This is a genomic window from Microvirga zambiensis WSM3693 (assembly GCF_016735695.1).
Classification (GTDB): Bacteria; Pseudomonadota; Alphaproteobacteria; order Rhizobiales; family Beijerinckiaceae; genus Microvirga; species Microvirga zambiensis.
Genome location: NZ_JAERQD010000072.1, coordinates 1 through 22,620 on the forward strand (window position 1 = coordinate 1; position 22,620 = coordinate 22,620).

The 22,620-nt window shown below is 62.7% G+C and carries 23 protein-coding genes and 1 pseudogene; 12 read left to right on the forward strand and 12 right to left on the reverse strand.

The window, feature by feature from the left end:
• Positions 1-330: 330 nt before the first annotated feature.
• The 3 genes from JKL46_RS29625 (at position 331) to JKL46_RS29635 (ending at position 1,713) form a co-directional block, all read left to right on the forward strand.
• Positions 331-468: a hypothetical protein gene (locus tag JKL46_RS29625; protein ID WP_201840897.1), complete on the forward strand. Its 138-nt coding sequence runs from the start codon at positions 331-333 to the stop codon at positions 466-468.
• Between the two features lie 100 nt (positions 469-568).
• A complete protein-coding gene (locus tag JKL46_RS29630) occupies positions 569-727 on the forward strand; it encodes a hypothetical protein (protein WP_201840900.1) in 159 nt (52 codons plus the stop codon).
• The gene (locus JKL46_RS29635) at positions 724-1,713 is read left to right on the forward strand and encodes a CorA family divalent cation transporter (protein WP_201840903.1); all 990 of its coding nucleotides are present in this window, start codon (positions 724-726) and stop codon (positions 1,711-1,713) included. The genes JKL46_RS29630 and JKL46_RS29635 overlap by 4 nt, the downstream gene beginning before the upstream one ends.
• Positions 1,714-1,752: 39 nt before the next feature.
• Here JKL46_RS29635 and JKL46_RS29640 read toward each other — a convergent pair.
• The 3 genes and pseudogenes from JKL46_RS29640 to JKL46_RS29650 all read right to left on the reverse strand — a co-directional run.
• Positions 1,753-1,938, reverse strand: a pseudogene (locus tag JKL46_RS29640) (YkvA family protein); the annotation flags it as partial.
• 25 nt (positions 1,939-1,963) lie between these two features.
• The gene (locus JKL46_RS29645) at positions 1,964-3,097 is read right to left on the reverse strand and encodes a HoxN/HupN/NixA family nickel/cobalt transporter (protein ID WP_201840906.1); all 1,134 of its coding nucleotides are present in this window, start codon (positions 3,095-3,097) and stop codon (positions 1,964-1,966) included.
• 63 nt (positions 3,098-3,160) lie between these two features.
• Positions 3,161-3,439, reverse strand: a complete 279-nt coding sequence (locus JKL46_RS29650; RefSeq protein WP_201840909.1) for a metal/formaldehyde-sensitive transcriptional repressor — start codon at positions 3,437-3,439, stop codon at positions 3,161-3,163.
• 87 nt (positions 3,440-3,526) lie between these two features.
• On the opposite strand from JKL46_RS29650, the gene JKL46_RS29655 reads away from it, so the two are divergent.
• Positions 3,527-3,757 (forward strand): DUF1289 domain-containing protein, encoded by a 231-nt coding sequence (locus JKL46_RS29655; RefSeq protein ID WP_201840911.1) that lies wholly within the window; start codon positions 3,527-3,529, stop codon positions 3,755-3,757.
• A gap of 750 nt (positions 3,758-4,507) precedes the next feature.
• Here the strand turns inward: JKL46_RS29655 and JKL46_RS29660 are convergent.
• The gene (locus JKL46_RS29660) at positions 4,508-6,418 is read right to left on the reverse strand and encodes a potassium transporter Kup (protein WP_201840913.1); all 1,911 of its coding nucleotides are present in this window, start codon (positions 6,416-6,418) and stop codon (positions 4,508-4,510) included.
• Positions 6,419-6,569: 151 nt separating this feature from the next.
• On the opposite strand from JKL46_RS29660, the gene JKL46_RS29665 reads away from it, so the two are divergent.
• The 3 genes from JKL46_RS29665 (at position 6,570) to JKL46_RS29675 (ending at position 9,043) form a co-directional block, all read left to right on the forward strand.
• Complete coding sequence (locus tag JKL46_RS29665) at positions 6,570-7,583, forward strand: magnesium and cobalt transport protein CorA (protein WP_201840915.1); 1,014 nt, start codon at positions 6,570-6,572, stop codon at positions 7,581-7,583.
• 538 nt (positions 7,584-8,121) lie between these two features.
• The gene (locus JKL46_RS29670; protein WP_201840917.1) at positions 8,122-8,421 is read left to right on the forward strand and encodes a DUF6766 family protein; all 300 of its coding nucleotides are present in this window, start codon (positions 8,122-8,124) and stop codon (positions 8,419-8,421) included.
• 43 nt (positions 8,422-8,464) lie between these two features.
• A complete protein-coding gene (locus tag JKL46_RS29675; RefSeq protein WP_201840920.1) occupies positions 8,465-9,043 on the forward strand; it encodes a PRC-barrel domain-containing protein in 579 nt (192 codons plus the stop codon).
• A 27-nt stretch (positions 9,044-9,070) separates the two neighbouring features.
• Here JKL46_RS29675 and JKL46_RS29680 read toward each other — a convergent pair whose 3' ends face one another.
• Genes JKL46_RS29680 through JKL46_RS29690 form a run of 3 tightly spaced genes read right to left on the reverse strand, consistent with a single transcriptional unit; the run spans position 9,071 to position 13,933 of the window.
• The gene (locus JKL46_RS29680) at positions 9,071-9,868 is read right to left on the reverse strand and encodes a TerC family protein (RefSeq protein ID WP_201840923.1); all 798 of its coding nucleotides are present in this window, start codon (positions 9,866-9,868) and stop codon (positions 9,071-9,073) included.
• A gap of 35 nt (positions 9,869-9,903) precedes the next feature.
• The gene (locus JKL46_RS29685; protein ID WP_201840925.1) at positions 9,904-12,606 is read right to left on the reverse strand and encodes a CoA-binding protein; all 2,703 of its coding nucleotides are present in this window, start codon (positions 12,604-12,606) and stop codon (positions 9,904-9,906) included.
• A gap of 40 nt (positions 12,607-12,646) precedes the next feature.
• Complete coding sequence (locus JKL46_RS29690) at positions 12,647-13,933, reverse strand: ATP citrate lyase citrate-binding domain-containing protein (RefSeq protein ID WP_201840928.1); 1,287 nt, start codon at positions 13,931-13,933, stop codon at positions 12,647-12,649.
• Between the two features lie 222 nt (positions 13,934-14,155).
• Between JKL46_RS29690 and JKL46_RS29695 the strand changes: the two genes are divergently transcribed.
• The 3 genes from JKL46_RS29695 to JKL46_RS29705 are packed head-to-tail and all read left to right on the forward strand — an operon-like array spanning position 14,156 to position 17,309.
• Complete coding sequence (locus tag JKL46_RS29695) at positions 14,156-14,821, forward strand: response regulator transcription factor (protein WP_201840931.1); 666 nt, start codon at positions 14,156-14,158, stop codon at positions 14,819-14,821.
• Positions 14,818-16,221: a sensor histidine kinase gene (locus tag JKL46_RS29700; protein ID WP_201840935.1), complete on the forward strand. Its 1,404-nt coding sequence runs from the start codon at positions 14,818-14,820 to the stop codon at positions 16,219-16,221. Before JKL46_RS29695 ends, JKL46_RS29700 begins: the two co-directional genes overlap by 4 nt.
• The gene (locus tag JKL46_RS29705) at positions 16,218-17,309 is read left to right on the forward strand and encodes an ABC transporter substrate-binding protein (RefSeq protein WP_343074152.1); all 1,092 of its coding nucleotides are present in this window, start codon (positions 16,218-16,220) and stop codon (positions 17,307-17,309) included. The genes JKL46_RS29700 and JKL46_RS29705 overlap by 4 nt, the downstream gene beginning before the upstream one ends.
• A gap of 19 nt (positions 17,310-17,328) precedes the next feature.
• Here JKL46_RS29705 and JKL46_RS29710 read toward each other — a convergent pair whose 3' ends face one another.
• The 5 genes from JKL46_RS29710 to JKL46_RS35240 form a co-directional block, all read right to left on the reverse strand.
• Positions 17,329-17,664, reverse strand: coding sequence for an acyl-CoA thioesterase (locus JKL46_RS29710; RefSeq protein ID WP_210381512.1), 336 nt, complete (start codon positions 17,662-17,664; stop codon positions 17,329-17,331).
• 126 nt (positions 17,665-17,790) lie between these two features.
• Positions 17,791-19,290 (reverse strand): tripartite tricarboxylate transporter permease, encoded by a 1,500-nt coding sequence (locus tag JKL46_RS29715; RefSeq protein WP_201840941.1) that lies wholly within the window; start codon positions 19,288-19,290, stop codon positions 17,791-17,793.
• An 8-nt stretch (positions 19,291-19,298) separates the two neighbouring features.
• Entirely contained in the window at positions 19,299-19,799 is a 501-nt protein-coding gene (locus JKL46_RS29720; protein ID WP_246529622.1) for a tripartite tricarboxylate transporter TctB family protein, read from the reverse strand.
• Between the two features lie 54 nt (positions 19,800-19,853).
• Complete coding sequence (locus JKL46_RS29725; RefSeq protein ID WP_201840944.1) at positions 19,854-20,822, reverse strand: Bug family tripartite tricarboxylate transporter substrate binding protein; 969 nt, start codon at positions 20,820-20,822, stop codon at positions 19,854-19,856.
• 219 nt (positions 20,823-21,041) lie between these two features.
• Complete coding sequence (locus JKL46_RS35240; protein ID WP_210381511.1) at positions 21,042-21,338, reverse strand: hypothetical protein; 297 nt, start codon at positions 21,336-21,338, stop codon at positions 21,042-21,044.
• A gap of 334 nt (positions 21,339-21,672) precedes the next feature.
• Here JKL46_RS35240 and JKL46_RS29730 point away from each other — a divergent pair, with 334 nt between their 5' ends.
• Both JKL46_RS29730 and JKL46_RS29735 read left to right on the forward strand, forming a co-directional pair.
• Positions 21,673-21,999, forward strand: a complete 327-nt coding sequence (locus JKL46_RS29730; RefSeq protein WP_201840957.1) for a DUF1476 domain-containing protein — start codon at positions 21,673-21,675, stop codon at positions 21,997-21,999.
• A gap of 295 nt (positions 22,000-22,294) precedes the next feature.
• A partial coding sequence (locus JKL46_RS29735) for a thiolase family protein (protein WP_484502706.1) occupies positions 22,295-22,620 on the forward strand: 326 nt, incomplete at its 3' end.

Here is a 22,620-nt window from a genome sequence, read left to right on the forward strand (position 1 = left end):
ACCTCTTCGAGGCGCACGAGTGTTGGAACTTCCTCAGGGCTGCCGGATATGCGTCCGTTTAACCGTCCGATGCTCTAATCCGCCGAGAGCTGCATCGGTCGGGAACACGCGGCTGCTCCCGTGTTAATGCCACGCTGGTCTAGAGGACAGCATCTCATCCAAGAAACATGGCTTTAACGACCTTTGCGTCGAGCACCGATGGCGCTGCCGCCTAAGGACCTGAGGCTGCGCCCGGCCCGCACAGCATCTCTTCAAGCACGCGCTTGCCGGATCAAGCATGCTCGCCAAACGTTGGTATCTCATCGTTGAATGATGTTGTTGGACAGATTGATGAGTATGCAAGATTTGAAAATTCATACAAAAATCAGAGATGCCGAGAAGGAAATCGACAGCATTGAGAGAATGGTGACGATCACCATCTTTGTGACTGTACCCATCGCCATAGCCACCTACTCAGCGATCCTTTGAACGCGTTTCCCAAAATATTTTATCGCTTCGCGCCGGAATAATCCGCCCGCCACTTTCGTTCAGCCCTCATGTCCGCATGCATTTCAGGCAGGAACGAGTCATGGTGAGTGTTCAAAGCGTAGAGGAATCTCAAGCTGTTGATCCACGCCCATCAGGCGTGGAGGCAAAACCGTCCTTCAAGCGTGCCTCGATTCTTTTCGTCGCGTCCTTCGGCTCTTTGATTGGAACAAGTCTTTTGCTGGCCAGCATCGGGCTGTGATCCAGGCTTTTCTCTACAACGCCGATGGACACGACCAGGAGGTCGAGCTCGACCAGCAATGCCTCGTCGGCCTCGATGAGCGGTCGCTCCTGTGGGTGGACGTCGATGGTCGTGATCATGATGAAGTGGAGCATCTGGCCCGTCTCTTCGCGCTGGATCGCGGCTCGGTCAGAGAACTGCTCAATCCACAAGAGGCTCCCTATCTCGACAATTACGGCGAGTACTTCCAGTTCGACGTCATCGGCCTCTCGCGCGGAGAGAATGGCAACGGGGATCGCGCCCTAACCAAATGGCTACCCGTCCATCTGGACTTCCTCGTCGGCCCGCGCTGGATCATCACCGTGCATGACGGCGAGTTGCCCTTCCTTCAGGCCTTCCGTGACCAGGGCAAGGGGGAAACGGTGATCGGGGCTCTGAGCCCGCCGGCGCTCGCGGCTTCGCTGCTGGACTGGCATCTGAGCGCCTACTTCGAGGCCGTCAGCGAACTTGAAGAGTTTCTGGACCGGCTCGACGAGGCGATGCTGGCGCACACGGCCCGGCGCAGCCTGCTCGGAGGCGTGGTCGGGATGCGACGCAAGGTCTCCCAGCTTCGCCACTTCCTGAACCAGCAGCGCCCCGTCTTCTACGGGCTCTCGCGTCCGGACTTCGCTCAGATCTTCGAAGCTGATGCTGCCGCGCATTACCAGTCGCTGGAACGGCGGTTCGAGCGGGCGGTGGATGCGGTCGACCATGCCCGCGATCTGGTGAACGGCTCGTTTGAGTTGTTCACGACCCGCACGGCGGAGGCGACCAATGACCTTGTCCGGCGGCTGACTTTCGTCACGGTGATGCTCGGTGTGATCGGGGCGGTGGCGGGCGTGTTCGGCATGAACTTCGAGACGCCCTACACCCAGACCGGCACCATCGGCTTCTGGGTTGTCATCGGCGCCTTGGGGGCCTTCATCGGCATCGCGGCTGGTCTGGCCCGTCGCAGAGGGTGGATCTGAAGGGAAGCCCGCAGAAAGATTGCTCACGACCCAGCAAGTGTCGTCGAGATAGCCAAGAACCGGGACGAAGTCGGGGATGAGATCGATCGGCGAGCGCGCATAGGCAGCCACTGCTCCGGCGGCCGCCTTCGCATACCAAGGCACACGGCGATCGCGGGCGGCAATCCACAGCGCGACCACGTCACGCTTGATGGATCGCGCCCATCGCTTGGCCTGGTCGATCAAGCTGTTTGTGCCCTCGCGACCTCCTTTACGACAGGGCCGTTGCAGGTGCCGCGAGGTCAACGAAGCCCTGCACCAGCATGATCGCGCCCAGGACGCCCACGAGGCCGGCCGAGGCCAGCGGCAGGCGGCGAAGCAGGCGGTCGGAGAATTTGATCCGCTTCGAGGCGTGCTGAATGCCCCACGCTGCGGCGACGCCGATCGACACCATGGTGATCGCCAGGCCCAGGCTGAAGGCCGCCACGGTTGCGGCTCCGAGCGTGAACTGGCCGAGTTGGAGGCAAATCAGCAGCACGGTGATCGAGGCTGGGCAGGGGATCAGGCCACCCGTTATGCCGAACAGCGCGATCTGGCCTGTGGTGACGTTGCCGCCGCTGGCCGCAAGCTGCCGAGCGATCTGCTCGGCGTGCTCGCGCTCATGCGCATCCTCGTCATGCTCGGCATGATCATGATGATGTCCGTGATCGCGCTCGGCGAACGTGAGTTTGTAGGTGTGGGCGTGGTCGCCGTGCGAGAGCCGCACCCGGGCCATGAACGCGTGCGGCTCGGGGATTTCCCCGGCGGATTCGAGATAGCCGTCCCGCTCGACGAACCGGAAGCGCTCGCCCGTGCCGTCGCCGCGATCGGTCTCGACCAGAACGTCCTCAGCCCTCCTCGCGTTGCCGCTGATCGTGCGCAGTCGCCAGCGGGGCGGCACGCCGTCCTCGAAGATCGACAGCTCCACAACACCATGGCCTGTGTCGATGGTCCGCACCTCGTCATGATGATGGTCATCATGTCCATGGTGATGGCGGCCATGGTGATGCCGCCGGAACCAGCCGAGGCTCTGGCCCGTGCGCCAGAACATCCAGGCGGCGATGCCGAGGATGATCACGCCAGACGCGATCAGCAGCCAGGCCTCGAAGTGCGTGGTCAGGATCTCGCGTCCGAGCGACAAGCCCAGCATCGCCACGATCCAGACAACCAGAGAGTGGGAGAGGGCGGCGCATAGCCCAAGCAGGACGGCCTGTCCGATGGTGCCGCGGATCGCCACGATGTAGGCGGCCATCATGGTCTTGGAGTGGCCGGGCTCCAGCCCGTGCAGGGCGCCGAGCAGGACAGCAAAGGGCAGATACAGCCAGCCGTTGCCGCCGGACTGAAGAAGTTGAGCAATATCAGGCATTGTTTTTGGTTTTCCAGGAATTTCTCACGGCGCCACTCGTTCTCCCAGCCGCCAGGGATTGCTTCATTTCAGGTAGGTTCGGACCACCTCGATGAGCTCGGCGGCGCCCTTGGCGCGTTCCGGGTCCGATTCATGCGCCGGATCAACGACGTGGTTGCGAATATGATCCTCCATCAGCTCGACGGTCAGACCGTTCACGGCCCCGCGGACGGACGCGACCAGCATGAGGACGTCAGCGCAGCCGAGCTCGGCCTCAAGCGCCCGCTCGATGGCCTCGACCTGCCCTTTGATCCGGCGGACCCGGCCGAGAAGCTTCGTCTTTTCCTTGATCGTGTGGGACATGTAGCCTCCTTGCTTATGGCTTGCATGATATAGGGAGCTACCCTATCTGTGTCGAGCGCGATGTTTGCCGTAGATCAGGTTGAGGCCGTGAAGAAAGACAATCCTTGTATTTCCGTGTGCGAGTTCGACGGGCGGACCGGCTGGTGTCTCGGCTGCGGGCGGACGATCCCGGAGACCCGGGAATGGCGGAAGCTGACGCCCTATCGCCGCACGGCCCTTCTGCAGGAGCTGCCCCGGCGCGTGAAACAGGTCCAGGCCGAGGGCCAACGGCCGTCCCCGAAGACGGGGAAGCGACAGACAGCGGAGGTCATTCCATGACATGGCGTGCCGGGTCTGGCTGCCTCCAGCCGTCGAGATCCAAGCCCTGATCTGCTGGAAACTGATTTTCGGTCTGTTCGTTGCCTATCTTGCGTGATGCTTGGCTTGGAGGGTTTATGATGCCCCCTAAGGATTGGTTGACGCGTTACGGCTGCACCGCTCTCATTGTGGCTGCCTTTGCCTTCATTGGCGTTATTGTCGCCGGGCCGCTGCTGCGCCCGCTATGGTCACCCCAGGTCACCATTGCCCAATTTGCCCCGGGAGGCTCGAGATAGAGAACTCGGCCGACCTGGAGCCGGATGGTCCGTCTCCCAAGCAAGCCTTGGAGGACTTCGCCCGCCAGGGGGAGGTCCTCGCTTCCGAACTGGCATGGCTCGCCAACGAGCTGGAGCGGTAGGGCCAACCCGGGACCGCGGCCATTCTTCAACAGGCAAGGCACCGCTCCAGGATCTCCAGCGCACGGAACCGCGCCCTTGCCGTGGCGCCGGATCGGGGACATGGCCCTCCGGAAACCAACATTCCTGTCCCGCGTTACCCAACCACAGATTACATACCCTACCTGCACGACGGGGAGTTCAGGTATTGGGACAGGATCTGACTTCGGACGGCGGAGCTCTCGATCCTCTACCGGCGTGTGGCTCATGTCCAGACTGATCTCCCTGCGATCGGACTCGTATAGCTGGCTTGGCCGCCCGGGGCTTGAGCTGCCCGCGCTGATCCCGTCCTCCGTCAGCTACGACCATGCTGTGATCAGATCGTGATCCGTGCGCCTACTTCGACTGCTTGATCCTCCGGGATGCAGAACTGATCCGAGACATCACTCGCCGAGCGGGCCATCGGAATGAACAGGTAGTCCTGCCAGAGCGGCAATCCCGCCTCGGCCGAGGGTTGCAGCGCCCGCCGCGACAGGAAGAACGAGGCGTCCTTCAGATCGAAGTTCGCAGCCTTCAACGCTCTCGGCACGTTCGGGTGCTCCATGAACCCGAACCGCACGATCACCCGCGAGAACTGGCCCGAGAGCGTCTCGCTGGTGACGCGGCCCTCGTCCTGCAGGCGCGGCACTTCCTCGGTCACCACGGTCAGGAGCACGTTGTGGTCATGCAGCACCTTGTTGTGCTTCAGGTTGTGCAGCAGGGCGGCCGGCACATCCTGGGCATTCCCGGTCAGGAAGATGGCGGTTCCCGGAACACGCAGCACCGGGCTGGTCTCGGCTCTGCGCATGAACTCGGCCAATGGCGGACGACCCTGGTGCGAGATCTCGGCCAGCAGGTGCGTGCCCTTGCGCCAAGTCCACATCAGGATGAACAGCCCGGTCCCGATCAACAGCGGGAACCAGCCACCGTGCGGGATTTTGAGCGCATTCGCGCCGAGAAACACTAGCTCGATAGTCAGGAACGGCGCGATCGCCAGCGCGGCCACGGCCGGCGCCCAGCGCCAGAATTTCCAAGCCACGATGAACAGCAGACACGAGGTGATGACCATGTCGCCGGTTACCGCAAGGCCGTAGGCCGCTGCCAGGGCGCTCGACGACTCGAAGAGGACAACGACCAGGATGACTGCGAAGAGCAGAAGCCAGTTGATGAATGGGACGTAGATTTGGCCCTTTTCGGTCTCGGAGGTGCGCATGACGCGAAAGCGGGGCAGGACACCCAGATGCATCGCCTGCTCCGAGATCGAGAACGCGCCGGTGATCACCGCCTGGCTGGCGATGATCGTGGCCACGGTGGCCAGGATCACCATGGGCAGCAGAGCCCAGGAGGGATAGAGCAGGAAGAACGGGTTCTCCAGCCCTTCGGGATGTGCCAGTAGCATGGCACCTTGGCCGAGATAGTTGAGGGCGAGCGCCGGTAGGACGAGGCCGATCCAGGCGGTGCGGATCGGCGCACGACCGAAGTGACCCATGTCGGCATAGAGTGCCTCCGCCCCGGTCACCGACAGGAACACCGCGCCGAGCGCAAGAAGCCCGGCGGTGCCATGGTTCACTAGGAAGCTGAGGCCGTGCCCCGGATTGGTCGCGGCGAGGATGCTCAGGTCATCCCGGATGTGCATCAGGCCGCCCACAGCCATGACGAGGAACCAGAAGGCGGTGATCGGGCCAAAGAACGAGGCCACGCTCGCGGTGCCGAACCGCTGGACGGCGAAGAGGGTGATCAGGATCACGAGGCTGAGCGGCACCACGTAGGGCTCGAAGGCCGGCGTGACCAGCTTCAGGCCCTCGACTGCCGAGAGCACCGAGATGGCGGGCGTGATGATGGTGTCGCCGTAGAACAGCGAGGCACCGACCATGCCGAGAACGATCGTGATCCCGGTGCTGTGTCCGAGGGCGCGTTGCGCCAGGGTCACGAGCGAGAGTGTGCCGCCCTCACCGTTGTTGTCGGCCCGCAGGACGATCACGACGTACTTGATTGTCACGATAATGATCAGCGTCCACAGGATGAGGGAGACCACGCCGAGCACCATTTCGCGGGTGAGGGCGCCGGCGCCGGCATGTCCCGTCGCGGCAGCGAGACTTTCCTTGAGGGCGTAGAGCGGGCTGGTGCCGATGTCGCCGTACACCACCCCAATAGTGCCGAGGGTCAGGGCCCAGAAGGAAGTTGGGACTGCATGCCCGTGGTCTCGTGAACCTGCGGCTGCGCTCCCGCTGATGCCTATTGCGGCCATGGACTGCCTCACTCTCGTATCCGATGTGGGGAGTGGCGTCCCCTTGGCCCCAACGTAGCCGTGCGGCGTAGGGTTTCACCTTGGGCGGGATCTACAGGGTGTTGGCTCTGCAGCTGTGGCACTGGATGCCGCAGCTCGGCGTTGATTCATCATGGCAAAGCCGCTCAAGCTCGTTTCGGTTCTGCCGAAGGGCATTCCTGGCGTGGTGGCCTCGGTCGCCTACGCGGAAGGCAGGCGCGTGACCAACATTGCCATCGAGGAGGCAGGCGACTGGTCCCACAGGCCGGGGCACGTGGTGTGGATCGGCCTGCACGAGCCCAGCCTGGAACTCCTGAGGACGGTGCAGGGGCAGTTCGGCCTCAATGAACTTGCCATTGAGGATGCACTCAAAGCCCACCAGCGGCCCAAGGTGGAGCAATATGGCGAGGCGCTGTTCGTCGTCGCCCGCACCGCTCAGATGGTGGAGGGCCGGATTGCCTTCGGCGAGACCCACCTGTTCGTCGGGCGCGGCTACGTGGTCTCCGTCCGCCATGGCGCCTCGACGACCTACACGCCGGTGCGGGAACGCTGTGAGGCAGTCCCGACGGCGTTCTCGGAGGGCGAGGACTTCATCCTCTACGCCATCCTCGACTTCATCGTCGACAACTACATGCCGGTGATCGAGGCCGTCCAGACAGAGGTGGAGGAGATCGAGGACAGTGTTCTGGGCGCTCAACCGTCCCAGGACCAGATCGGCCGGATCTACCAACTCCGACGGGATCTGTTGCGCCTGCGCAATGCCGCGGTTCCGCTGGTGGAGGTATGCCGGCGCCTGGAAAAGCCGGGATTGCCGGGGATCGATGCCGCGATGTATCCGCTCTTTCGGGATGTGTCCGATCACATCCGCCAGGTTCAGGAGGAGATCGAATCCTTGCGCGAGGTGCTCTCGTTCGCGTTCGAGACCAGCCTGATGACAGGTCAGGCGCAGCAGACCGGGATCACCCGCAAGCTCGCAGCCTGGGCGGCCATCCTGGCGATACCGACGGCAGTAGCCGGCATCTATGGCATGAACTTCGATGTGGAGCCCGAACTGCACTGGAAGTACGGCTACCCTGTCGTGCTCGTGGTGATCGCGCTCGTGTGTGTGTGGCTATATTGGCGCTTTTGCCAGATGCGATGGCTCTAGGCCTCAAATGGCATCAAGCCGGCGCCAGCGGTTCCTGATGCCGCCATTGTATGCGAGGCCAGACTTCCCCATCGAGATTTTCAGCAGCCTTGCCAAGTCGGCCAGCGACGCCACCGACTTTTCCAGATCCCGACCGGGAGCGAAGTCGAGGTCGGCACCCAGGTCATGGTTTGATCCAGACTGGAACCGGAAATGATCAGCCCGCGTCCGGCGGATCGACAGGGACCGGGAGCCAATGAGATGGCTCCAAGACGACACTCATGTCGATGTAGGCCAGCCACTTGCCCCGAAACCAGACACCAGTGTGCCAGCCCCCTTGATCGGGGCAGAAGAGAAGAAGGGGCTTGTCATCCTCTTCCGGGGCGGTGGAGATCGGTTGCGGCGTCATGCGGGCACCTTGCAGCGGTGAGGCTCTGTGCCGAAGGCAGGTCTCTCGGGCAAGGCCGAGCCTGACCCCATGAGAAATTGTCCCCAGGGAACGCCTGCGCTGGTGAGCGGCACAGGGCTCTGTCGCGTGCCGCAGGAACTCGAATCTAACATGACCATTCCGGGTTTCCGCCCTGTCATCTTCAACAAAGGCGAGGTCAGTCGATGCCAGCCCCTGAAGTTCATGGGCGAGATGCTGGTCGAGCCAGAGTTCTGGTACGAGAGCTTCCAGATCTGGCAGCGTGAGTTCCTGTTCATCGCCGTGCTCCTGGTACGGAGCACCTTTCTGCGCGAAAGCGCCTCGCCCGAGGCAAAGCCCGTCGGTGTTCCACAGAAGGTGCGATCGCGCTTGGCTGTTTGTCTGGTCTTTGGGAGCGGACCTGGACGACCAGCCATTGCGTTTTCATCCTGACCATCGGTCAAGGGCTATCCATCCCGAACCACGGGAGGTGCTCATGAGACGAGCAACGTACTACGTGTTCCATTCGACAATGATTCCTAATCTGCAAGGCATCACCGAAGACTCAGACGGGGCGATGCTCCCCACGAGCGGTGGACCGTGGACCCCGGAGCGGCAGATCACCCCGGACGAGCTCTGGCCCCTGGACGTCAACGAAGCGGTCGTCGAATTCGGGGTATTGGAGAACGGCTTCTATCTCTCTGGCCCGATCCCCCAGCACACCTCACCCAAGCCCGTCATCGAAAGCGACCGTGTCGAAGGCACGGCGGTGTTCGACCTGCAGTGGCATCGGATCGGCACGATCAAGCGTCTGTTGATCGAGAAGGTGAGCGGCCGGGTGCTCTACGTCGACGTGACCTTTGGGGGCTTCCTGGGAGTTGGTGTTCACCATCACACGATTCCCTGGGAGAAGCTCACTTACGACTCAGGGCTTCACGGGTATTGCACCGACATCACCGAGGAACAGGTCCGAGGTGCTCCCACCTTCTACGGCGATGACCAGATCTGGCCCGACAAGAAGCGGGAGCAGGAGATGTGGGACTACTGGCGCGATTGGCCCAGACCACGATCCTGATCGGCGCGAATATTCCCCCGATCTGGTTCAAGCGGCGGGGCTGGTTCTGGCCTGCGGTTGGTCACTGTCCTCGAGAGCCACCTCTGGGTCGCCGTAGGGATTGTGGAGGTGCACCACCTTCGCGGCCCGGCGCCGCGCCACCATGTTGAGCGCTTCCACAGCCATCGAGAAGATCATCGCCACATAGATGAAGGCGTGATCGAAGTGGACCCCGAAGCCATCGGCCACGAGCGTGGTGCCGATCATCACGAGGAATGAGAGTGCCAGCATCTTGGTGGTCGGATGGCGTTCAACGAACTCGCCCACCGGGCGAGCGGCCGCCATGAGCACTATCATCGACAGGATGATAGCAACCGCCATGACCCAGATCTCGGTGGCCAGACCCACGGCCGTGACAATCGAGTCGATCGAGAACACGAGATTGATGACCGCGATCTGAACCACCACCGTGGCCACCTTGCCATACACCTTGGCCGTGGCTTCGCCTTCGACCCCCTCGAGATTGGCATGGATCTCCTGGACGGCCTTGTAGACCAGGAAGATGCCGCCGGCGATCAGGATCAGATCCTTGCCCGTGAAGCTGTGGCCAAAGGCTGAGAACATGGGTTCGGTGAGGCTGAGAACCCACCCAATGGCAAAGAGCAGAACCAGTCGCGGCACCAGGGCCAGGGTCATTCCGAGTTTGCGGGCGAGCGGCTGCTGTGGGGCAGGCAGCTTGCCGACCAAGAGCGCGATGACGACCAGGTTATCGACGCTGAGCACCACCTCCAGAGCCGTTAAGGTCAGAAGGCTGAGCCATACCTGGGGGTTGAAGAGCGTGTCCATTCTCGTGGTTTCCTCGATTTAGCAGGCTCGCAGCCTTAGGACACAAACTGGCATTGGGAGGCCGGGGTTCGCGTGTCCATGTTCCGCCCACGATTGAGGTGGTCGTCGATCTCAGCGGCGCAGCCGAGCATGCGGGCATAGAGGAAGATCGTGAACGCGCTCGTCTCAAGGCTTTCCTTGGACAGAGTGCCCTCGCCGTACGGCTGCCACACCATCTTCATCAGCAGGGCCGCGATCACTGCATCGATGTTGACGCAGTAGACGTTGCGCGACACCCCGGTCTCGTACAATGCCTTGACGAGCTCTTGATAGTAAGCGTGGAAGACGTTGTACTCCTCACGTCGTTCGAACAGCTCCCGCACGAACACCTCACGCGGATCGTGGTTCACGGGCTTGTCCTTGAAGACTGGGTGGTTCACGCCCGGGATCTTCCGAATGTCCAGGCTGCCAGCCGTCTTCTTGTCCGCCTTGTAGCTCGCGTACTCGGCTACATACCGGCCGGCGAGAGAGGCCAGATCGATGCCATGATCAGGATCGCCCGGATCGGCCAGGCCGACGTCCTTGAATTGGTCGATCAGGAAGGCGATGCCTTCGTAACCGTTTCCGCCATGGGCATAGCCGGAGTGGGTCAGGAAGCCGATCAGTGCCTTGTTGAGCTGCACCCGCTCGGGCGTCTCGGGACCGTCGGCCGAGACGGCGCCCTTGGCTCCTTGAGCCGAGATGGTGCCCGGACCGTTCGAGAGCAGGAGGCCGACCAGGGTCTGGAAGGCAAACAGGTTGTCCGGAGTGGGTTCGCTTCCAACCAGGGCCGTAAACGCGACCTCGGTCAGCGAACGCGAGCCAACAATCTCCTCATTGGGAATACCGCAGAAGGCGTCGTCCCGATGCCGGCTGGCGTCAGTCGATGCGCCGATCAGCACGCCGAACAGCCGCAGCCACCAGGGCAGAGTCTCAACCGTCAGCAGCGAGATGCGCTTGCGCATCAAGGGTTCCCACGCCAGTGTCGTGGCCACCGCGGCCAGCACGGCATCGGCCGATGGATGGCCGTTGAGGGTCCGAAGGTAGCGCACGAACACCGACTTCACGCCCCGGGCCTGCAACCCCTCGAGCAGGGCTTCAGCCTTCGTGTCGCGTTGGTCGGACACGAACAGGCCTGCAGCACCATCGAACTGCACCGAGCTCAGGTCGAAGGTCTCATCGACGGCGCTTCGCAATCCGGCTTCTGCAAAGTGTTCGACCAGGGCCCGTACGGCTTGCCGTGCCCGGTTGACGGACCGCGGGCCAAGGATGCTGCAGGCCGCCGCCAGAACCGTGTTGGGAGCGTTGCCGGCCTCGCGCGCTGCCTGGGCTGCGGCCAGGGCGGGGGTACCGGACAGGTTGATCTCGGCTCCCACGGCAGCATTGACCAGTTCCCGTTCGTTCTCGCTTCCAGGCTCTCGCAGGAGGGACAGACAGATATTCGATTCAACCGGGAACTGCGCCGCATCGAGCATCGATGTGCCGTGCAGGGCCGTGATCTGGGTCTTCGGGTCCATCTGCGAGGCGCCGGAGGCATCCTTCATCGCTTGCCGCGGGAAAATCGCCCCGATCTGCCGGTTCATGTGCTCGATCTGCTTATCATAGGGACTCGCGGCCGTGACCATCGGCAGATCAAGCTCCGGCGGCAGCACGATGCCCTGGCTCGAGCCGAACCACGGCTTGAGGGCAAGGCTGCCCTCCGGCTCGAAGTCGGGACGGGCCGCATTGGCCTGCATCACCGCCGTAAGCGCCAGCGGAATGTGAGCGATGTTGGTCACCACCGCGCCCATGGGCGAGAAGACCGGGTGCTCGGGCGTGAAGATGTCGTCGACGCCGAACTTGGCCATAAACCATCGTTCCTTGGCTTCGGCATCGTCATGGCCGCCGGCCATCGCGCCGGCATGGCCGACCGCCCGGGTGAGCTTCGACTTCCAGCGCCCCACCACGCAGGCCACCACGGGCTTGGTGAAGCTGGCATCAAGCTCGTAGTAGCCGCCTGGCTCCGCATAGAGCACCGCCGCCTTGGTGCGGGCGTCATTCGCCAGTGCGAACGCGAACTCGGGAGCAGCGTAGTGGATGTACACGTCCTTGCCGCTGGAGATCAGCGTGGTGGTGCCCCAGCCGGCCATGCGCAGATACGTGGCGATGGTGGTGGTGAAGTTGCCGGAGTTCGAAAAGATCGCAATTGAACCTTTACGCAGAGCCTCGGCCGGACTGTCGCCGCCAAGGGCCCCGCCGATGCGGACCTGATTCCAGGCGTCGGCCACGCCGAGGCTGTTGCCGCCGAAGATGTCGATACCGTTCTGCTGCCCCATGGCGCGGATCTCGCGCGAGTCGTGCACCGACAGCTTCTCGGTGACGATGAAGATCTTCTTGAGCTCGGGATTGACCCGGATCAGCTCGGCGACGCCGTCGCGAGCGCCGGAAGGCGGCAGATAGACGACGCCGCAGTTGAAGCGATGCCCCACCTCGAGCCCCTCGCGGACGTTGTTGTAGACGGGAACGTTCCCGACCGGTGTCTCCAGCACCTGGCCGCTGCGGCCCGGTGAGGTGCCGAACACGACGTTGCCCCCTGAGTAGGCGTGGCCCACCGGGGTGACATCGCTGGATTCGCCGCCGAGGATGTTGAGCACGCAGACGCGATCATCGCGGGTGGCGATCTGGTCGAGGGAGCTGATGCCCACGTGGTACTTGAAGCTGCCGACGCCCTGCTTGAACATTGTGTCTCCTCCAATCTGCTTATGGGTTCATGGGCTCGGCTCAGGCCGCAGCCGCCACCGGTATGCGGAGCTTCGCTGCGACCTCGTCGCGCCCGCCAGCCTTCATCCAGGCATCGACCGCGCGGGCGTGGTTGATGACCTCGCTCATGTCGGAGTCGAAGCCGAAGAGGCGATAGGGCACGCCAAGCGCCTCGAGCGTGTCCCGCAGGGCGCCCATGCCCCGGATCAGGTTAGGTCCGCCGCGGCCGGCTACGACGTAGAGCGGGGAGGGACCATGCTGGCCGAAGTGCTCACGCAGGGCATCGGCCATGGCCCGGAAGGTCTCGAAGATGTCGGTGTTGTTCGACTTGCCGCCGATGATGAACAGCACGTTCGACTGCTTGAGCCAGTGCTTGAAGCAGATGCGGGCCACTTCTTTCATCTTGGCGTAAGGCGGGTTGCCGCCGAAGTCAGACGAGATGATCGCGTCATCGCCCAGCATCTGGGTGACCAGCGAATTGGCGCCGCCGCCGAAGGTGGGTGCCAGAATCGTACCCTGCGGGTTGATGACATAGACGTCGCTCTGGCCCTGATAGGTGCGGAGCTGATTGATCTCGAGCTCGAAGTCCGAGTAGTCGACGGCGAACAGGTGGTTGGGCAGGTTAAGCCGTTCCCAGCGCGGATCGTCCCGGTCGAAGCCGCATTTGAAGTCGCACGCCACCGGCGTCAGGCGCCCGTTCCGGTCCGGGCGCATGCGGATCGGGTTCAGCTCGAGTGTCGTCATGCCGAAGTTGTGGTAGAGTTCCCACAGCTTCGGCAGCTGCTGCACGAGGGGCGAGATGATCTGCTTCGGGGCGTTCAGCTCCGAGAGGGCATTGGCGACCACGAAGGCCTTGAGGCCGGTCAGCGCATCGAAGGGGATCTGGGCCACCAGGCTCTTGTCGACCTCCTCAATGTCCATGCCGCCATGGTGGGTGAGCGTCATGGTGGGCGCCCGGAAGCGGGTCGAATCCGAGATCGAAAAGTAGACCTCGTGCTCGGCCGGCACGGCGCCCTCGAACGTTACCCCATTCGCCTTGGCCACGGTCGAGCCAACCCGATGCTCAACAAAGTAAAGCCGCTCCTTCTCCTTCAGCGCCGTCCTCAGATCGGAGGCCCGGCCGAGCAGGCCGGCTTTGCCCTTCTTACCGACGCCGCCCTTGAACACCGGCTTGATGAAGACGCTGCCGCAGCGGCCAATGAGGGCTCGGATCTCGTCCTCGCTGGCATCGGGGCCGAGCACCTCCGAGGTCGGGAACCCGGCGAATTGAAGAAGCTTGGCTCCATGGAGCATGCCTGTGATCTGCATCCGTATCCTCCCGTCGAAAATCACTGTTGCTCGCAGGCACTGGGCGCGATCGGACCGCTTCGCTCGCGGTCCGGCTAATGCCGCGCTTAGCGGCTCCTCATGCGAGCAGTTTTCGGTGGCCCGTCGGGCGGAACTCGAACATTCCCTTGGCGGCCCCATGGGAGTTGCGTACCCTGTGAACCTGTCATCAACCTGACAGCCCGGTGTTGGCGAGAGGCGAAAATGCGCATCCTGCTCGTGGAAGATACCGAGGACGTCGGGGAGGCGATCGTCGCCCGGTTCGAGCGGATCGGCCACGCGGTCGATTGGGAGAAGGACGGGGGTGTCGCCGACGAGGTCCTGGAGGTCCAGGTCTACGATCTCTTGATCCTCGACGTGAACCTGCCGGCGCTCGACGGCTTCTCGATCCTCAAGCGTCTCAGGCAGCGCAAGTCGAAGACACCGGTTCTTGTCCTTACGGCACGATCGCAGGTCGACGACCGGGTCGACGCGCTCGATCTCGGGGCGGACGATTATCTGGTGAAGCCCTTCGACTATCGTGAACTGGAGGCCCGGGCACGGGCCCTTCTTCGGCGCAGTGCCGGTGAGTCCACGAACCAGCTGGTCTGCGGGCAGGTGACGATCGACCGGGGCTCGAGAGCCGTTTCGATCAATGGCACCCCCATCGATTTAACCCGCCGGGAACTGACGCTGCTCGAGATTCTGGCGGCACGACCGGGCCGGATCTTCGGCAAAGACGAGTTGGTCGACCAGCTGTTTGGATTTGATGACGAACCAAGCCCGAACGCCGTGGAACAGTATGTCGCTCGCCTGAGAAAAAAGCTGGCCGGGTCCGGCGCCGAGATCCGGACGCTTCGGGGGCTCGGCTATCAGATCGTGTGCCCATGATCAGACCGGGTCGTTCCCTTTACTCCCGCATCATTCTGGTCATCGCCATTGTCTTCGGGGCTGGGTCCCTCGCCTTAGGAACAGCAGCCTGGTTCTATGCCCGCCTTGCCGCTGACGACGCTTATGACCGTCTTCTGGTGGGAGCTGCCCTCCAGATCGCCGAGAGCATCTATGCCCAGGAAGGGACCATCTCGGTTGATCCTCCGGTTTCCGCGTTCGAGACCCTCTCCCTGTCAACCAATGACCGCATTTTCTACAAGGTTCTCGATCCGCATGGGGCGGTTCTCACTGGGTACGATGACTTGGCCGCTGCAGCGGCCAATACCGGGTCCCACGAACCTCTGATATCGGACAGCGAATACCGAGGCTTTCCTGTGAGAGTGGCTGTCGTGGGCCGCCTCGTCTCGGATCCGGTAGCGCCTGGCTGGGCCCACGTTGTCGTAGCTCAGACACGAGAAGCCCGCATCAGTCTGGCACGGGACCTAACCCTGAAGGCTCTGCTGCTCGTGTTCGCCATGACCAGTCTTGCCTTCATGGGGATTCTATTCGCCGTCCGCCGGGCCTTGGAACCCCTGACGCGTGTGGAGCGGGAGCTGCGGTCGCGCGATCCCAAGGACCTGACGCCGCTTGATGTCGAGATCCCCCGCGAGATCCAGACGCTCGTGTCCACGATCAATCGGTTCATGGATCGCTTGTCAGGACGGATCGCCCTGATGCAACGCTTTATCGCCGATGCAGCCCATCAGATCCGGACCCCGCTGGCCGGACTGGCGTCCCAAGTCGATCTCCTCACCGAAGAGACCCGACCTGAGCGGAAGGAACAACAGCTCATCAGGGTCAGGGAGCGAACCGCGGAACTCGGCCGCCTGACCAATCAGCTTCTGAGCCATGCGATGATCATCCATCGGGCCGAGGTCGCGGAGTTCGAGGCCATCGATCTCACTGCCCTCGCACGCCAAACTTTGATCAATGCGGTTCCCCTGTCGCTCGACCGTGACGTCGACATCGCCTTCAACGATCCGCCTGAACCAGTCCTCATGCGAGGCGATGCAGTCAGTCTGCGTGAGGCCCTGTCGAACCTGATCCACAATGCCTTGAAGCATGGCGCCACGACACGCCTGGAAGTTCGCGTTCTTGCAGAGGGTGATGCCGCTGTCATCGAAGTCGTTGATGACGGACCAGGAATTCCAGTCTCCGAATGGCAGCGGGTCCGGGAGCCTTTCCACACTCAGAGCGCTACCGGTTCCGGCCTGGGCCTTGCCATCGCGGGCGACGTCGTTCGGGCGCATGGGGGAGAACTTTGCTTTCGTGAACGCTCAGAGGAGGGATTTGCGGTCATCCTGCGCTTCAAACGTCTGAATGAAGCACCCCAACTCCCCACCGCTGGAGAGGCATCGTGATTTTGGCATGGAAGGCGGCCCTGATCATATTCACTGGTCTCATCAGTTTGGAGATTGGTGCAGCGGAGGCCGCTGAGAAGACGGTGTTTCCAGCTCCCGGCGGGCAGGAAACCATCCTGTCGATTCATGGTGCGACGGATCTTGCTGCCATGGACCCCTTGATCCGGGACTTCCAGGAGCTCTCGCCGACCGTGACCGTCGAATACAACGAGTACCTTACCAACGAACTGTTCAACCGGGCGGCAAGTGAATGTGATGCGAAGCAGGGGACGATGGATCTGGTCCTGTCATCGTCGGCTGATCACATGGTCAAACTCGTCAACGATGGTTGTGCATTGAACTACCGGTCTGCCATGACGCGTCGGCTGCCGTCCTGGACACGATGGCGCGACGAGGTCTTCGGCTTCACATTCGAGCCTGCGGTCATCGTGTACAACCGGGACCTCGTCCCTTCCGAAGACGTGCGGCGGACCCGGGCGGAACTCATCGATCTCCTTCGGACCAAGCCCGAGCAGTACAACGGGAAGATCGGCTCCTTCGACATCTCCCAATCAGGAGTCGGCTATCTCTTCGCGTCTTATGATGCTCACGGCACAACGACGTTTGGGCGGCTTCTCGAGGCGTTCGGGCGAGCAGGCCTCGTCGCAGGTTGTTGTACGACAGATCTCGTGTCCGACCTGGCTTCTGGTCGCCTCGCCATTGGATACAACCTGATCGGATCCTATGCCGTTGGCGCTGTCAGGCGTGGCGCCCATCTGGCGATCGTGATCCCGCGAGACTACACGGTTGTCCTCAGCCGCGTGGTTTTTATCCCGCGGTTCTCCAGGAACCCTGTGAGTGCGTTCCGGTTTCTGGATTATCTTCTCTCGGAGCGGGGTCAGAAGAAGAGCCGCGAGGCCTCGTTCTTCTTCAGCTTCGAGGGAACGCTTCCGGAAGAAGTGGACGGTCCGCTCTGGCTTGCCTCATCGGGGCTCCTGCGGCCGATTACGATTGGGCCTGAACTGTTGGCGGTTCAGGATCGCGCCAAGCGCCAGCGGTTCCTGAGCGAGTGGCGCCGTTCCACCCATATCGAGCCAGAGGATCGGTAGATTCAAGCAGCAGGCTCGGTCAGCTCGGCGGGATCGGGCGCGGGCGGGTGCCGCTGTCGATTGCCACGAACGTAAAGACCGCTTCTGTCACCTTGACCTGCTCGTCGCCGTCGCGCGATCGGCGCCACGCCTCGACCTTGAACTTCATCGAGGTCCGGCCAACTGACATCAGGTCTGCATAGACAGAGACCTCGTCACCGACATGCACCGGACTGTGAAAGGCCATGCCGTCAACTGCGACCGTCACGCAGCGGCCGCGTGCCCGTCGTGCCGCGGCATTGCCGGCGGCAAGATCCATCTGCGACATCAGCCAGCCGCCAAAGATGTCGCCGGCCGGGTTCGTGTCGGAGGGCATTGCAATTGTCCGGATCACGGCCTCGCGGACTGTCGATTTCGTATCTTCCACGGACGTGACCTCCCGATCTTCGCACGGCTCAAGCAGGCCCCCGGCTCCTGGGGAGCCGGGGGTGTGACGTTCAGATCAGTCTTCGACCGCCTTGAAGCGCCCGAGGTTCTTGAGCGCGAAGGGGGCAATGAGGGCGATCACGGCGATGCCGAGCAGCGTTGCCGAGATCGGGCTTTGCAGCAGCACCATCGGGTCGCCGAGGCTGATCGAGAGGGCCCGCCGCAGCTGGCTCTCCGCGATCGGGCCGAGGATCAGGCCGACCACCACTGGCGCGATGGGGAAGTCGAAGCGGCGCATCAGGAAGCCGAGCACGCCGAAGATCGTCAGCATGATCAGCTCGACCGGCGAGGGATTGGCCGCGATCGTGCCCATGGTGGCGAAGACCAGAATGCCGGCATAGAGCCAGGGCTGCGGGATCGCGAGCAGCTTCACCCACAGGCCGACCAGCGGCAGGTTGAGCACCAGCAGCATGGCGTTGGCGATGAACAGGCTGGCGATCAGACCCCACACGAGAGCGGGCTGCTCGGCAAAGAGCAGGGGGCCGGGATTGAGGCCGTATTGCTGGAAGCCGGCGAGCATCATGGCGGCCGTGGCCGAGGTCGGAAGGCCGAGCGTCAGTAGGGGCACCAGGGTCCCGGCCGCGGACGCATTGTTGGCCGCTTCCGGCCCGGCGACGCCTTCGATGGCGCCCTTGCCGAATTCATCGGGATGCTTCGTCAGCCGCTTCTCGGTGGCATAGGACAGGAAGGTCGGGATCTCGGCGCCGCCAGCCGGCAGGGCTCCGATCGGGAAGCCGAAGGCGGTCCCGCGCAGCCAGGGTTTCCACGAGCGTTTCCAGTCTTCCTTGGTCATCCAGAGCGAGCCACGGACAGCCTCGAGCTTCTCCTCGTGGATGTGCCGGCGCGAGGCGACGTAGAGCGCTTCGCCGACCGCGAAGAGACCCACGGCGAGCGTCGTGACCTCGACGTTGTCGTAGAGTTCAGGCACGCCGAAGCTCAGGCGCGACTGGCCGGAGAGGATGTCGATGCCGATCAAGCCGAGCAGCAGACCAATGAACAGGCTCGTGAGGCCCCGAACCGGGGAATCGCCGAAGGTGGCCGAGACGGTCACGAAGGCCACGACCATGAGGGCGAAGTAATCCTCGGGACCGAAGCTCACGGCGACTTCCACGAGGTAGGGGGCGAGCAGCGTGAGGCCCAAGGTGGCAATCGTGCCGGCCACGAAGGAGCCGATGGCGGAGGTCGCAAGCGCCGGGCCGCCACGGCCCGCCTTGGCCATGAGGTTGCCTTCGAGGGCCGTCGCCATCGAGGCACTTTCGCCCGGCGTATTGATCAGGATGGCGGTGGTCGAGCCGCCATACATGCCGCCGTAATAGATGCCGGCGAACATGATGATGGAGCCGGCTGGGTCGAGCTTGAAGGTGATCGGCAGGAGCAGCGCCACGGTGAGCGCCGGGCCGATGCCGGGCAGCACGCCGACGGCGGTGCCGAGCAGGACGCCGATGAGGGCGAAGAGCAGGTTCATCGGCTGGATGGCGACGGAAAGTCCGCTCGCAAGAGAGGTGAAAGCTTCCATGACAGGCCTCAGAGCAGATGTTCAAGCGGCCCTGCCGGCAGGGACAGGGTCAGGAGTTTGCCAAAGAGCAGATAGACGAACACGGAAATCACGGCACCGATCAGCAGATCCGTTAGAAACGCCCGGCGTCCGAAGGCGGCCGAGGTGGTCGCGAACAGGATGGCCGTGCCGATCATGAAGCCGCCGCCAATTGCGATGAGCACGATCAGGGCCGCGAGGCCGCCGAGGATCAGGATGATGGGCTTCCAGTCGAGACTGTCGCGGGCCGGGAGATTGCCCTGCAGGGCTCCGACGCCGTTGCCGAGGGCCAGCAGCGTCAGGCCGATGGCGACGACAATGGGCATGACCTTCGGGCCGAGATCGTAGGGCGAAAGAATCTGGAGCTTGGTCATGTCCCACCAGACCATGCCGGCCAGGACGAGAAGAAGGAGTGCGATGACGACGCCTGCCACGTCGATGTGCGTGCGGGGTTGTACCCTGGACATGGGTACCGGTTGTGCGTTGGACATTGGTGTCTCCTGGATTCACGCGGGCGCATCTCTGCGCCCGCCGGTTGCTGGCGATCAGGACTTCACAAGGCCAATCGAGGTGAGAACCTCATGAACCCGGTCGTTTTCCGCCTTCAGGAAGGCTGCGAACTCATCCCCCGAGAGATAGGCATCGTCCCACCCCTTCTGCTTCAGCACTTCCTGCCAGGCAGGAGACTTCACCATCTTGTCGATGGTCTCGGTCAGGGTCTTCTTCTGGTCGGCCGAGATGCCGGGAGGAGCCACGACGGAACGCCAGTTGGTGATCTCGAGATCGACGCCCTGGTCCTTCAGGGTCGGCGTTGCCATGCCCTCACGCTGAGTTGGCGCGGTGACTGCGATCAGCCGCAGCTTGCCGGCCTTGATCTGGCTCTCGAACTCTCCAAGCCCGGAGATGCCCGCCGTGACCTTGCCGCCGAGGATCGCTGCCAGGGCCTCGCCGCCGCCGGAGAACGGAATGTAATTGATCTTGGTCGGATCGGCTCCGGCCGTCTTGGCGAAAAGACCTGCCGCAATATGATCGACACCGCCCGCTGAACCACCGGCCCACCGGACCTTGCTGGGGTCGGCTTTGATGGCGGTCACGAGGTCTTGGACCGACTTGATCGGCGAGTTCAGCGGAACAACGATGGCCTCGGCCTCAGCAGTGAGGCGGGCAATCGGCGTCACCTGCTCCAGGGTGACCGGGGACTTGTTGGTCAGCAGGGCGCCCATCATGACGAAGCCGTTGACCATGAGCTGGTTACCGTCGCCCTTGGAGTTGTTCACAAGCTGGGCGATGCCGATGGAGCCGCCGGCCCCCGGCACGTTGGTGACCTGCACGCTCTTGGTCAGGCCGGACTGCATCAGGACCTGCTGCATCGAGCGGGCGGTCTGGTCCCAGCCGCCGCCAGGCGCCGCCGGGGCCATGAGCTTCAGTTCTGATTGAGCGAAGGCGGAGGTGGCGAACAAGGCCGTAGCAGCAACGATCAGTGTCCGTGACAGGCTTGGGCGAAAATGGATCATGGGTCATCCTCCCAGGATGGCTGAGGTTCTCTCCGGCTGCTTTGGGCAGTCGCAGGGAACGGCCTAAGGGATGAACCTGACAGCAACCTGACTAACTCAGGGGGCAAAATGCGGATAGGGAAGCCGAGGCGATATACCGGGGGTCGGAAGGCTCTTCGAATGCTGCCTCACTGCATAGGCAAGAGGAATGCTCTTGCCTGGCAAGATACTCAACAATGCTTATGGCCTGTTGGAGGGCCATTCGCCGCGGCGAATGTGGCGGACGGCACGCGCGACACGTCGTAGGCTCAGATCTCTCTTCCGGAAGAAGCTGCGAGCTTCCAAGAGCTTGCTTAGGCCTTCGCCCAAGTCGATAAGGTCAAGCTTCGATGAATCGACCCGCTTTCGGTTCTGATGGCTTGTGGTCTCCTCAATCCGTGCCGCGGCGACCGAGTCGAAGAAGCGCTGGATTGGAGCGGCTGTATTTCGCCTGATATGGGCCAAGGCTTCGTCCGCCTCAGTGTCGGTCTGCTTCATCGGTTCACCTGACGATCCTGGATCTGGATGGGTGCCCGAGCGCTTCCTTGAGCATCTAACCCGCTTTTCGGGTTCTTCTTCATGACTGACAGTGGTTCAGCTTGATCATCGAAAGCGTGGTGATCGAACCGGCGCTTCGCCCGTCGTCAGATACGACATATGCGACCTATCACGGGACGCAAGCCTGGAAGAGTTACGTCCATGCATAGCTCACCTGCGGAAATCCCTTGTGTTTGTCAGGTTCGTGTCAGGAGAGGCATTTACAGGCTCGTTGCGTGACATGCCGGTAGTCAAATCCAACAGGCTGCAGCTGAACCTTTGAGGGAGAGCTTCGATGAACGTGACAGGTACAAAGACTTTCAATCAGAGTTCGGAATCCTGGTGCCTCGACAACGACACCCGTGACAGCGTGATCGCGCGCCGGAACGTTCTCGCCGGCCTCTGGGCTGGCCGCCTCCTTGGCTTGTCGAACGCTGACCTTTCCTCCTATGCCACTGAGGTCCACCAGGCCGACTTCGAAGTCGACGGCGATGGTGACGTTGTCGGGAAGATCACCCGTGATCTTTCGGTTCACGGCTTGCCCTATTCCGAACGTCAGGTCCGGGACAAACTCCGTGCCCATCACCGTGAAGCATTCCGTCAGGTGGCAGTCACCGACTGACCATTGGGTGCGGTGCAGCTATCTTTCGTAAGGTCATTCCTAGGCCGGGATAGCAGATCGTAACCGCAGATGCCCCCCTCGGTTGCAGCAAAATCTGGCAGAGGATTTTACTCGAGGCTTGCGGCCAAGCCGGTTCCGGGCACATTGCTGGCGTCATCAACCCTACGTCTCGCAAGCGCTATCAGTACTGGATGAGTGGGGAACCTGAGGGTCCTCTTAAGGCGTGGCTCCGACAGGCGGAGCAGCATCTGGGATCCTGGTGGCCGCATCTGAACCACGCCATGAAGAGGAACCTATGACTAACATCGTCATCGTCGGAGCGGCGCGCACGCCCGTCGGCTCGTTCAACGGGGCCTTCGCCAACACCCCGGCACACGAGCTCGGCGCCATCGCCGTCAAAGCGGCCCTCGAGCGGGCGAAGGTGGACGGCGCGGAAGTGGACGAGGTGATCCTCGGCCAGATCCTGACCGCGGGCCAGGGCCAGAACCCCGCCCGCCAGGCCGCCATGGCCGCAGGCGTGCCGCAGGAAAAGACCGCCTGGGCGCTCAACCAGCTCTGCGGCTCGGGCCTGCGCACGGTGGCCATCGGCCTGCAGCAGATCGCCAACGGCGATGCCAACAT